The following is an 11234-nucleotide window of genomic DNA, read 5'->3' as shown; positions in this document are numbered from 1 at the left end:
CGCCGCGATCTGGCACAACCGGACCACCGGCCAACCCGTGACCAGGTCCCTGATCGCCTACGACCACTGACCAGAGATAGGACTTACTCGTCTAGTGATGGTGGGAGAGCAGTTCGTGCGGGTCGTCGCCGCCTGAGCGGGCCGGGTCCGCGTGCACGGAGGCGCCCGTGAGTCGGGGTACGGCGTGAATCAGCCGGTGCTCGGCGGCGACCGCGATCCGATGCCCCTGGGCCACCGTCAGATCACCGTCGATGGTGATCGCACACTCCGCGTGCAGTTGGTGACCGATCCAGCGCAGCCGTACCGTGCCGACGTCGGTAACGCCCGGGGTGGCGAGCAACGCCGCTTCGGCGGTGTCGACCAGGGCCGGGTCAACCGCGTCCATCAGCCGCCGGTAGACCGACCGGGCGGCGTCACCGAGCACCACCAGGATCGCCACCGTGATCAGCAGCCCGACGGCCGGGTCCGCCCACCACCACCCGAGCGCGGAACCGCCGGCACCAAGCAGCACCGCCAGGGAGGTGAATCCGTCGGTACGGGCGTGCAACCCGTCGGCGACCAGCGCCGCCGAACCGATCCGCCGGCCGACGATGATCCGGTACCGGGCCACTAGTTCGTTGCCGACGAAGCCGATCAGGCCGGCTGCGGCCACGTACGGCAGGTGGTCGACCTCGCGCGGATCCAGCAACCGCGTGACGGCCTGGTAGCCGGCGAAGACCGCGGACGCGGCGATGGTCGCGACAATGGCGATTCCGGCGAGGTCCTCGGCCCGCCCGAACCCGTAGGTGTAGCGGCGGGTCGCGGCTCGCCGCCCGAGGAGGAACGCCACTCCCAGTGGTACGGCGGTAAGCGCGTCGGCGACGTTGTGCAGGGTGTCGCCGAGCAGTGCCACGGACCCGGACCAGAACACCACCGCAGCCTGCCCGGCGGCGGTCACCCCGAGGACCAGCAGCGAGATCCAGAGTGCCCGGATCCCGGCGTGTGAGGCAGCCAGCGCCGAATCGACCTTGTCGGTGGTGTCATGGGAGTGCGGGGTGAGCAGGTGCCGGACCCGCGACACGAGGCCCCGCCCGCCGGTGCTCGGCCCGTCACCATGGTGGTGGTCGTGGTGATGCTCGTGGTCGTGGCTCATCGCGTCCTCCCGGTCGGCGGGTCGCCCGACGGTGCTCGCCGGCCGGCAGGATATGCGCCAGTACGTGTGTGCGACAACGCGGTAACCGCGAGTGTTGGGCAACTACCGGGAAACGGCGTGCACACACCGGCCCGTGGAGCCTCCCAGGGGCGGCCCCACCACCTGTGGGTGAACGCCGAAGCACGAGGACCCGGCACCTGACCGAAGCCATCTGCCTGTTCGAGAAGACCCCGACCCGACCTCGCACGCGCAGTCGACCGGGCCGAGAACCACAGCTCGACACACCCACCACCGACCGCGGTGCACCACACCCGAGCCCGCGGCGATAACCTCAACCCATGACGATGCGGCCCATCAGGATCATCGGCGACGCCGTACTGCGCACCCCCTGCGAAACGGTCACCACCTTCGACGCGGAACTACGCGACCTGGTCACCGACCTGATGGACACCCTGCTCGGCGCCCCCGGCCGCGCCGGCGTCGCCGCACCGCAGATCGGCATCGGCGCCCGAGTCTTCGTCTACGACGCCGACGGACACCGCGGCCACCTGATCAACCCCACCCTGGAACTCTCCACCGAACTCCAGGACGACGACGAGGGCTGCCTCTCCATCCCGGGCCTCTACTTCCCGACCCCACGCGCGCTGCACGCCACCGCCCACGGCTTCGACCAGCACGGCGAACCCCGCACCATCAGCGGCACCGGCTTCCTCGCCCGCGCCCTCCAGCACGAAACCGACCACCTCAACGGGCGCCTCTACGTCGACACCCTGCGTGGCGACACCCGCCGCCGGGCACTACGAGAAATCCGCGCCGGCCGGTTCGCCTCACCCGGCACCAGCGCCTGACCCCCCGGGCCGATCACGCCAGCCACTGGTCGTAGCCGAGCTTCGTCACCAGGGCCAACACCACCACCAGCAACACCACCCGGACAAACCCCGAACCGCGCCGCAACGCCATCCGCGCGCCCACCGCCGCACCCAGCACGTTGCACGCCGCCATCGCCGCACCCAGCGTCCACCAGATATGCCCGCCGGACGCGAACACCACCAACGCCCCCAGGTTCGTCCCCGCGTTGACCAACTTCGCCATCGCCGAACCATGCACAAAATCCGCACCGACCAGGGCCGTGAACGTCAACACCAGGAACGTACCGGTACCCGGACCGATCAAACCGTCGTACAGGGCAATCACCCCGCCGGCGACCGCGACCGCCACGACGACCCGCCCACGCGTACGCTTCGACGGCTCCGCCACCACCCCCAGCCGGGGCCGCAACGTCACAAACAACGCCACCGCCACCAGCACCGCCAACACCACCGGCCGGTACGCCGGCCCCGGCACCACCCCAGCCAACGCCGCACCGACCCCGGCCATCACCACCGCCAGTCCCGCCGCCGGCCCCGCCAACCGCCAATCGATCTTCGTACGGCGGGCATACGTCACCGCCGCCGTCGCCGTACCCGCGATCGCCGCGAACTTGTTCGTCCCCAACGCCACCGGAAGCGGCAACCCCGGCGCGGCGATCAACAACGCCGGCAACAGCAGCAGACCCCCACCACCGACCACCGCGTCGACCCACCCGGCCGCCGCGGCCCCCACCAGCAACGTCGTCAACGCACCCGGATCCACGAGCGGGCATTATTCCGCCGCCCCGACCCACGACGAGCGACCCTGTGGTCAGCCTCACCCACCGCCCGGAACCCTGCCGATCACCGCCGCCGCAGCCGCAGCAACGCGATACCGGCCGCACCCAACAGCACAAACACCAACGCCGAACAGAGCAACAGCTTGAAGATCACCCAGAAACTGTCCCACAACAGCCCGTAAGGTGCAGAGGTGCGACTGGTCACCTTCAACCTGCTCCACGGCCGATCCCTACACGACGGCATGGTGGACCAGACCCGGCTGGCCGACACCGTCACCGCCCTCGACGCCGACATCCTCGCCCTCCAAGAAGTCGACCGCGACCAGTCCCGCAGCGGCCACCTCGACCTCACCGCCATCGCCGCCCAAGCCCTCGACGCACCCACCCACCGATTCGCCGCCGCCGTCGTCGGCACCCCCGGCGAAGGATTCCGCCCCCTCAACCACGAAGACGACGGCCACGGCGAACCCCTCTACGGAGTCGGCCTCGTCAGCCGCTACCCGGCCCGCGCCTGGCGCGTCACCCGCCTCACCCCGGCACCGCTACGCGCCCCCATCTACATCTCCGGCCCCGGCGGCGGCTTCACCCTGCTCCACGACGAACCCCGGGTACTCCTCGCCGCCGTACTCGACACCCCCCACGGACCCATCACCGCCGCCGCCACCCACCTCTCCTTCGTACCCGGCTGGAACCTCCGCCAACTCCGCCAGGTCGTCCGCGCCCTACGCGCCCTACCCGCCCCCCGCATCCTCCTCGGCGACCTCAACCTCCCCGCCCGACTCGCCACCCTCGTCTCCCGCTGGCACACCCTCGGCTGCCAACCCACCTACCCCTCCGCCGCCCCCCAGGTCCAACTCGACCACATCCTCGCCGACCCACGAGGCCGCCAACAGCTCCCCACCGTCACCGCCGTCACCACCCCCGCCGCCACCATCTCCGACCACCGACCCCTCGTCATCGACCTCGGCTGACCCACACCCCACCAACAAAACCGACAGCCGGGACCGAACCACCCAGCCGACACCATCCGTCGTACCCAAGCAGTAACATCGCCCCCCGGCGGCGTCCCCCGCGTCCGCCGGAAGGCGGACAACGGTGAACACCACGGCCCGACTCGCCGTCGACCTCGGCACCACCCACACCGTCGCGGTCATCCACCGTCCCGGCCAACCACCCCGGCCGCTCCTCTTCGACGGGACCCCACTCCTACCCAGCGGCATCTACCTCGACGCCGACGGCACCCCCCACACCGGCCGCGACGCCCACCGCCTCGCCAGCGGAGAACCCGACCGCTTCGAACCCCACCCCAAACGCCGCATCGACGAACACACCGTCCTGCTCGGCGCCCACGAAACACCCGTCGAACAACTCCTCGCCGCCGGCCTCCGCCGGGTAGCCGACGAAGCCCGCCTCACCGGCGTCGACCCCCGCACCGGCACCGTCCTCACCTGCCCCGCCGACTGGGGCCAACCCCGCCGCGAACTACTCCGCGCCGCCGCCCGCCACGCCGGCCTCGGCGAAGTCGACCTCATCGACGAACCCGTCGCCGCCGCCCACTACTGCCTCGACCTCCTCGGCCCCCAACTGCCGCCCGGCGCCACCATCACCATCTTCGACTTCGGCGGCGGCACCCTCGACGTCACCGTCCTACGCCGAGAAACCACCGGCCCCCGCGTCCTCGCCACCGGCGGCCTCGACGACCTCGGCGGCATCGACATCGACGACGCCCTCGTCGCCCACCTCGGCCACCTCATCGCCCTACGCGACCCCGACCTGTGGCAACGACTCCACCACCCGAACACCCCCGTCGAACGCCGCGACCGGCAAACCCTCTGGGCCGAAATCCGCGCCGCCAAGGAAATGCTCTCCCGCACCACCACCGCACCCGTCACCGTGCCCGGACGCACCGAACCCCTTCACCTCACCCGCGAAGAACTCGACCGCATCGCCGCCCCACTGATCGCCCGCGCCGTCGACGAAACCCGCCGCGTCCTGCAACGAGCCGGCATCGAACCCACCACCCTCGCCGCGCTCCTGCTCGTCGGCGGATCCAGCCGCATGCCGCTGGTCGCCAGCCGGCTACACGCCCGCCTCGGCATCGCCCCCGCCGTACCCGAACAACCCGAACTCCCCGTCGCCTACGGCGCACTACGCCACCCCACCACCAACCGACACACACCACCACCCGCGCCAACCCCACCCCGACCCACCCCCACCCCACCGCCCCCTGCGGCCAACCCGACCGTCACCCCACAGCGCCGCCGAACCCGCCGCATCCTGACCACCACCACCGCACTCCTCACCGTCGCCGCCTGCATCGGCACCAGCCTCACCAGCGGCAACTGGCTCGCCGACCGCCTCAACAGCCTCGTCAACCACACCAACCAGACCAACCGAATCCCCGGCGTCGACGACGACCACCCCACCCCCGACGGCACTCTCGCCCCCGGCCAAACCCACCCGGCAACCGCCGCCGGTGCCGCCGCACTCACCATCGCCGACCACGCCGTCATCACCGCCTCCGTCGGCAGCGGCAGCACCGACATCACCGCCCTGCCCAGCGGCGGGGGAGCGGCACAATGGACCACCAAGATCCCCATCGAACCCGCCGAACTCGCCCTCACCGCCGTCGACACCCCCGACGGCGGCCTCATCATCGTCGACGGCAAGGAATCCGCCACCGACGACGGCAAACCCGTACGCGCCGTCATCACCGCCACCGACGGCAAACTCCTCTGGAAATCCACCTGGGTCAACCGCTACGACGTCGCCTACTACGGCACCAACGTCATCATCGAAACCCGCGGCTCCATCGACGGGAACGCCGTCCTCAACGTCGACCTCCGCACCGGCAAACAACGCTGGCAGCGCGCCGGCAACTCCGACCTGCTCCTCATCGACCGCCACCGGATCGAAGCCATGCGCCAATGGCCCACCCCACCCGACCCGGCCGCCGGCACCCTGCCCACCTCGTACGGCGCCCTCCACGACACCGTCACCACCACACCCACCGTCGTCGAACTCAACACCACCAACGGCAAGGGCTACACCCTCGACGCCCACACCGGCAAGGTCAAAAGCAGCGGCACGCTACCCCTCGACGAGGAACGCTGGGTCGCCTTCGACAACCTCATCATCGGCAAACTCAACAACACCAGCTCAGCCGGCCGCGACGTACTCGCCGCCTACAACGCCACCGACCTCAAGCAGAAATGGAAACTGGAACAACCCGCCGGCGTCGACATCGAACACGTCAAACCCTGCGGCCCCCACCTCATCTGCGCGGCGATCGCCGAGACCCGCAAGAACCGCACCATCGCCATCGACACCCGCACCGGCAAAGAAGCCTGGTCCAACCCCACCGAATCCGCCGACGACGAAACCTGGTACGCCGGCCCCACCACCCTCATCTGCGGCGACGGACTGTTCAACCGCATTTCCGAAGCCCGGGTCCTCGGCCACGACGGCCGCCAGCACCGTCAACTCGGCACGTTCGCCACCGTCACCGCCACCAACGGCACCCACATGGTCGTCCAGGAATACGACGGCACCGCCTCCCAATGGCAGGTCGCCGTCCAGGAGATCGCCACCGGACGCACCACGAACGGCGTGACAATCGGCACCGACCAACCCGAACAGGTGACCCTCCGCGGCAACCTCGTCGCCATCCTCACCGCCGACCGCCGCACCCTCACCTTCACCATCACCGACCTGGCCGCTCCACCAGCCAAATGAGCCAACACCAGCGGCCCGCAGACCAACGGCGCGGGCACCGGCAACCCCGTGACCCGACCCAGCAGACTCAGGAACCACCGGCGGCCAGACCACCCAAAGCCCGATTCGTACGATTGGCGCGCACCGCCGCCCGCTGCTGACCAGCCGTCACATCGATGTAGTTCTGACTGGTCGTCAAGCTCGCATGCCCCAGCAGCCACATGATCTCCGAAGCGGTCGCACCGTCCTCCGCCAACCGGGTCGCGAACGTGTGCCGCAACGCGTGCAACCGCGCCCCACGGGGAACGCGATCATTGATCCCCGCTCGCCGGTAACAAGACTCCACCAAATACTGCAACCCGCCCCGGCGCAACGGCTCACCATGCCGATCGACCAAGAGCACCGCCTCCCGCCGTACCGACCGCGCGCCGAACCGCCGCCGCCGACTGTCCAGATACCGCAGCACCACCGCGTCAAGCTCCGGCTCGACCGGGATCACCCTGGGACGACCACCCTTACCGTCCACCTCGACCCGACGCTCACCCGCCCGACCGGCCAGCGAACCAACCCGCAACGCGAGCAGCTCGGACAGACGCAGACCCGCGCAGAGCGCCAACGCGAGCACGGCCAGGTCCCGCTCGGGCCACGGGTGGCGCTGCCGCTGATCCTCCCGGGCAACCGCGTGCAGCAACTGCTCCGGGGTGTCCTCACCCCGCAGCGGCTTGGGCAGGGGGACCGGCGCCGACGGTTTGTCCACCGCCGACATCGGGTTCCCGGCCACCACAGCGTCGGTGACCAGGAAGGTGAAGAAGCTGTTCCACGTCGACCAGGCCCGGTAGATCGACGCCGGTGCCCGGGGAGCGGCAAAGCGGGCGAAGGCGGACCGGAGAGTGCGCGCGGTGAGAACGGAGAGCGGCAGCTCAGCCAGGGGGAGGGGAGGGTCGTTCTGCTCCGCGACCAACTGTCCGATCGCGACCAGGTCCCGGCGATAGGCCTGCAGGGTGTGTGGCGAAGGTTTGCGGGTGCCGCGCGCGGTGAGGAAGTCCTCGACCAACCTCAGTACCAGTAAGTCACCTTTGTCCTGCATAAGGAATATTATGCAGGTTTTACCGGCATCGCCGGAAGGGGTGAGGGTCGCTGATCTTGTTGGGCGTGCCGGGGACGCCGCCGTACGCGGGGAAGGTCATACCGATCAAGGATGCTCGACACTGCTCCGCGCGTGGCTGGTTCGTCACCACGACACTGTGACGACGGTCGGTGCCACCGCGCCGAAGCGACAGCCAGCCCGCCGCCGGCCCAGGCCGACACAGCCGATCACCGGGCGACCATCGAGGAGACCTCGCTGGTGGGGAGGCTCCCGGACGAGGCCCCGGGAGCCTCCCCACCAGCGGCCTGCCCGACGCATGCGACCGAGCTAGTTGACATAATGTGCATTATCGAACCCATGCCGGGCCGGCCGACCGGGGTGACAGCGACGAGATTTGGTCCACCGGCTCCGGTGGGACCAGATCCGGTACACGATGAAACACATGGCTGTCATCGACTACTTCACAGGTACGGACACGGTGCACATCGCCACCGAGCTGCGCGACGGCGGTGAGGTCGTCACACCGATCTGGGCGGTGGTGGTGGACGGTGTGCCGTACGTCCGCAGCGCCTATGGTCCCCAGTCGAAGTGGTACCGGCGGGTGCAACGTACCGGTCGAGCCGCGTTCGTGGACGGGAGTCAGCGCTACCCGGTGACCGTCGAGAACCTCGACGACGAGGCGGTCATCGAGCAGGTCGACGAGGCGTACCAGACCAAGTACGCCGACCAGGGCTCGGCGCTGCGTCAGGTCGCGTCACCGCAGGTACGTGAATACACCATGAGGGTCAACGTGAGGTAGGGACCGGGTTGCCTGAGGTTCAGGTTGAGGTTGATGCCTCTCCCCCGGCGCCTGGTTGATCTCTGCGGTCTGTCCGTGCGTGTGGGTTCAGAGGCCGCCGGCGACCCTGAGGGTCGCTCCGGTGGTGTACGAGGCGGCGTCGCTGAGCAGCCAGACGACGGCGGCAGCGATCTCGTCGGCTTCTCCGGCGCGGCCGAGTGGCACCCGTTCCGCGACCCGGGCGGGTCGGTCGGGCACCCCGGAGATGGCGTGTATGTCGGTCCAGACGGTGCCGGGCGAGACGGTGTTGACCCGGATCTGGCGAGGGCCGAGTTCTTTGGCGAGTCCGATGGTGAGGGTGTCGGTGGCGGCCTTCACGGCGGCGTAGTGGATGTATTCGCCGGGGCTGCCGAGGGTGGCGGCGGCGGAGGAGATGTTGACGATCGCCGCGCCCGCGCTCATCCGTCGGGCGGCCTGCTGGGCGCAGAGGACGTAGCCGACGAGGTTGACGTCGATGACGCGGCGCAGGTCAGTGAGGGTGAGGTCGACGAGGGGGCCGACCGGGCTGGTGACGCCGGCGTTGTTGACCAGGCCGGTGAGGTCGCCGAGTTCGGCGGCGGTGGTGAAGAGGTGGTCGACCTGTTCGGGGTCGGTGGTGTCGGCCTGGACGGCGTGGCCGCGTACGCCGGTGCGGTGGATGTCGTGTAGGACGGCGGCGGCGGCTTCGGTGTCGCGGCGGTAGCAGAAGACGATGTCGTGGCCGGCGCGGGCGAGTTGGCGTACGGTCGCGGCCCCGATGCCGCGGCTGCCGCCGGTGACGACTGTTACCGGGCTCATCGGGTGCCTCCGCGCGCTGGTGGGTGGGAGCGACGTTACCGCTTTCGTTGGTGTTGGTACGGCGTGCTCGGTGTGGTGTGGGGCACGGCGTACGCTTCGGCGCACTGTCGGTGCGGTGCGGTGCGGGTGGGGCGGCGTGCGGAGGTCGGTTGGTGGGGCCGGTGGCGGTGGGGTGGATTCGACGTTGTCGGGGCGGGCTGGTAGGAAAGCAGGAAATCAAACAGGTGTACGGAAGAAGGATCTGATGACTGCCGCGCATACCGATGCCCGAGGGTTGTCCACCGAGGAGTTGCAGACCATCCGGGACACGTTGGCCGGTGGTCGGAAGCCGAAGGTGATGTTCACCGAGGCGGCGGGGCAGATCGCCGGGCAGATCGGTCAGGTGGTGGAGTTGGCTGATCCGGCGACGTCGGATGAGTGGGTGGTGGTGCGGTTCGGTCGGGACGAGTTGCCGTTCTCCCCCACTGATCTGAGTATTCCGCCGCGTGGGGCGACGGGTCGTCGGGTGGAGCAGAAGGTGGAGCCGGAGCCGGTGGAGGCTGCTCCGGAGCCGGAGTTCATGGTGGTGAGGACGCCGGTGCCGGCGCCCCGTGAGGAGGTTGTGGTGAGCACGGTGGACACTCCCCCGGCTGGTGGGGCGGAGCAGGATGCGAAGCCGGCGCGGCGGGCGGTGGCGAAGCCGGCCCGGCCGAAGGGTCCGGCGGGTCTGACGGTGACGCTTTCGTACGCTGACGGTGAGTGGACGTTGGCGGCGACGCAGGGTAGCAAGGCGTTGGCGAAGCCGTACGTGATCAAGCCGGTCGAGGCGTTGAAGATGGTGTCGTTGATCGATGTTCCGGGTGTGCATGAGGCGGTGGAGCAGATCATGTCGGCGGAGCGGAGTGAGGCTGAGCAGCAGGCGGAGAAGCTGCGGGCGGAGCTGGCCGAGATCGAGGCCCGGTTGGCGGAGCTGCGCGACGCGGGCTGACGCGGTGGTGTTCGTTGGCGCGCCCCCGGAATCCACGATTCCGGGGGCGCGCTGTTTTGTGTGGGTCAGTGGGGGATGTTGGCGACGCTGATGCGGCGGCGGAAGACCCAGTAGGTCCAGCCTTGGTAGGCGAGGACGACGGGGGTGAAGACGAGGGCCACCCAGCTCATGATGGTGAGGGTGTAGGGGGTGGAGGCGGCGTTGACGACGGTGAGGGTGCCGGTGGGGTCGGTGGTGGAGGGTAGGACGTTCGGGTAGAGGGTGGCGAAGAGGGTTGCCATGGTGAGGCCGATGGCGGCGGCGGTGCCGGCGAATGCCCAGCCTTCGCGGCGTGCTCGGGTGGCGACGAGCGCGCCGGTGAGGGCGAGGGTGGCGATTGTGGCGAGGGTGATGGCGGTGGGGTTGTGGCGGTGGGTGAGGGTCCAGGTGAGGAAGGCGGTGGTGAGGGCGAGTGCGGCGGGGGTGGTGCGGGTGGCGAGGTGGCCGGCGCGGGTGCGGATGTCGCCGTTGGTTTTGAGGGCGAGGAAGACGGCGCCGTGGGTGAGGAAGAGGGCTGCGGTGGTGGCGCCGCCGAGGAGGGCGTAGGGGTGGAGCAGGTCGAGTAGGCCGCCGGTGTATTCGTGGTCGCTGTCGAGGGGTACGCCTCGGGTGATGTTGGCGAGGATGATGCCCCAGCCGATGGCGGGGAGTGTGGAGCCGATGGTGATGACGGCGTCCCAGCGTTGTTTCCAGGGGGCGTCGGGACGCTTGTGTCGGTATTCGAAGGCGACGCCTCGGCCGATGAGGGCGAGCAGGATGAGTAGGAGGGGTAGGTAGAAGCCGGAGAAGAGGGTGGCGTACCACTCGGGGAAGGCGGCGAAGAGTCCGCCGGCGGCGGTGATCAGCCAGACTTCGTTGCCGTCCCAGACCGGGCCGATGGTGTTGATGAGTACGCGGCGTTCGCGGTCGTTGCGGCCGAGTACGGGTAGGAGCGCGCCGACGCCGAAGTCGAAGCCTTCGAGGATGAAGTATCCGGTGAAGAGGACGGCGATGAGCAGAAACCAGACGGTGGTGAGGTCCACTGTGGGCTCC

At 69.5% G+C, this 11234-nt stretch carries 10 protein-coding genes; 5 read left to right on the top strand and 5 right to left on the bottom strand.

The genetic code is table 11. The features are described 5' to 3' along the window. Positions 1 to 91: 91 nt before the first annotated feature. Positions 92 to 1132 (bottom strand): cation diffusion facilitator family transporter, encoded by a 1041-nt coding sequence (locus ACIBF5_RS19835; RefSeq protein WP_396813587.1) that lies wholly within the window; start codon positions 1130 to 1132, stop codon positions 92 to 94. Positions 1133 to 1470: 338 nt separating this feature from the next. Here ACIBF5_RS19835 and def point away from each other — a divergent pair, with 338 nt between their 5' ends. Beyond that, on the top strand, positions 1471 to 1980 hold the full coding sequence (gene def / locus ACIBF5_RS19830; RefSeq protein WP_396813586.1) for a peptide deformylase: 510 nt from the start codon (positions 1471 to 1473) through the stop codon (positions 1978 to 1980). A 13-nt stretch (positions 1981 to 1993) separates the two neighbouring features. Here the strand turns inward: def and ACIBF5_RS19825 are convergent, their stop codons facing one another. Further along, positions 1994 to 2764 carry a sulfite exporter TauE/SafE family protein gene (locus tag ACIBF5_RS19825; RefSeq protein ID WP_396813584.1) on the bottom strand — a complete coding sequence of 257 codons (771 nt, stop codon included), beginning with the start codon at positions 2762 to 2764 and terminating at the stop codon, positions 1994 to 1996. Positions 2765 to 2971: 207 nt separating this feature from the next. Between ACIBF5_RS19825 and ACIBF5_RS19820 the strand changes: the two genes are divergently transcribed. Both ACIBF5_RS19820 and ACIBF5_RS19815 read left to right on the top strand, forming a co-directional pair. Then, positions 2972 to 3751: an endonuclease/exonuclease/phosphatase family protein gene (locus ACIBF5_RS19820; protein ID WP_396813582.1), complete on the top strand. Its 780-nt coding sequence runs from the start codon at positions 2972 to 2974 to the stop codon at positions 3749 to 3751. Positions 3752 to 3875: 124 nt separating this feature from the next. Next, positions 3876 to 6515, top strand: a complete 2640-nt coding sequence (locus ACIBF5_RS19815) for an Hsp70 family protein (protein ID WP_396813580.1) — start codon at positions 3876 to 3878, stop codon at positions 6513 to 6515. Between the two features lie 67 nt (positions 6516 to 6582). Here the strand turns inward: ACIBF5_RS19815 and ACIBF5_RS19810 are convergent, their stop codons facing one another. Then, on the bottom strand, positions 6583 to 7581 hold the full coding sequence (locus tag ACIBF5_RS19810; protein ID WP_396813578.1) for a tyrosine-type recombinase/integrase: 999 nt from the start codon (positions 7579 to 7581) through the stop codon (positions 6583 to 6585). Between the two features lie 442 nt (positions 7582 to 8023). On the opposite strand from ACIBF5_RS19810, the gene ACIBF5_RS19805 reads away from it, so the two are divergent. Continuing rightward, positions 8024 to 8380, top strand: a complete 357-nt coding sequence (locus ACIBF5_RS19805; protein ID WP_396813576.1) for a DUF2255 family protein — start codon at positions 8024 to 8026, stop codon at positions 8378 to 8380. Positions 8381 to 8467: 87 nt separating this feature from the next. Here ACIBF5_RS19805 and ACIBF5_RS19800 read toward each other — a convergent pair whose 3' ends face one another. Further along, entirely contained in the window at positions 8468 to 9196 is a 729-nt protein-coding gene (locus tag ACIBF5_RS19800) for an SDR family oxidoreductase (RefSeq protein WP_396813574.1), read from the bottom strand. Between the two features lie 244 nt (positions 9197 to 9440). Between ACIBF5_RS19800 and ACIBF5_RS19795 the strand changes: the two genes are divergently transcribed. Further along, positions 9441 to 10163 (top strand): hypothetical protein, encoded by a 723-nt coding sequence (locus ACIBF5_RS19795; protein WP_396813571.1) that lies wholly within the window; start codon positions 9441 to 9443, stop codon positions 10161 to 10163. A gap of 65 nt (positions 10164 to 10228) precedes the next feature. On the opposite strand, the gene cydB is transcribed toward ACIBF5_RS19795, so the two are convergent. After that, positions 10229 to 11224, bottom strand: coding sequence for a cytochrome d ubiquinol oxidase subunit II (gene cydB, locus ACIBF5_RS19790; protein ID WP_396813569.1), 996 nt, complete (start codon positions 11222 to 11224; stop codon positions 10229 to 10231). Between the last annotated feature and the right edge of the window lie 10 nt (positions 11225 to 11234).

Origin of the sequence: Micromonospora sp. NPDC050417, assembly GCF_044458865.1 — a bacterium.
In the GTDB taxonomy this organism is placed as follows: Bacteria; Actinomycetota; Actinomycetes; order Mycobacteriales; family Micromonosporaceae; genus Micromonospora_G.
The sequence above is the reverse complement of the archived record's forward strand: the minus strand, read 5'-3'. Positions and strand labels throughout refer to the sequence as shown.

What these genes read in the sequence shown, in the direction of transcription:
- ACIBF5_RS19835 (WP_396813587.1), bottom strand. Translation starts at nt 1,132, where the DNA reads ATGAGCCACGACCACGAGCATCACCACGACCACCACCATGGTGACGGG.
- def (WP_396813586.1), top strand. Translation starts at nt 1,471, where the DNA reads ATGACGATGCGGCCCATCAGGATCATCGGCGACGCCGTACTGCGCACC.
- ACIBF5_RS19810 (WP_396813578.1), bottom strand. Translation starts at nt 7,581, where the DNA reads ATGCAGGACAAAGGTGACTTACTGGTACTGAGGTTGGTCGAGGACTTC.
- ACIBF5_RS19805 (WP_396813576.1), top strand. Translation starts at nt 8,024, where the DNA reads ATGGCTGTCATCGACTACTTCACAGGTACGGACACGGTGCACATCGCC.
- ACIBF5_RS19800 (WP_396813574.1), bottom strand. Translation starts at nt 9,196, where the DNA reads ATGAGCCCGGTAACAGTCGTCACCGGCGGCAGCCGCGGCATCGGGGCC.
- ACIBF5_RS19795 (WP_396813571.1), top strand. Translation starts at nt 9,441, where the DNA reads ATGACTGCCGCGCATACCGATGCCCGAGGGTTGTCCACCGAGGAGTTG.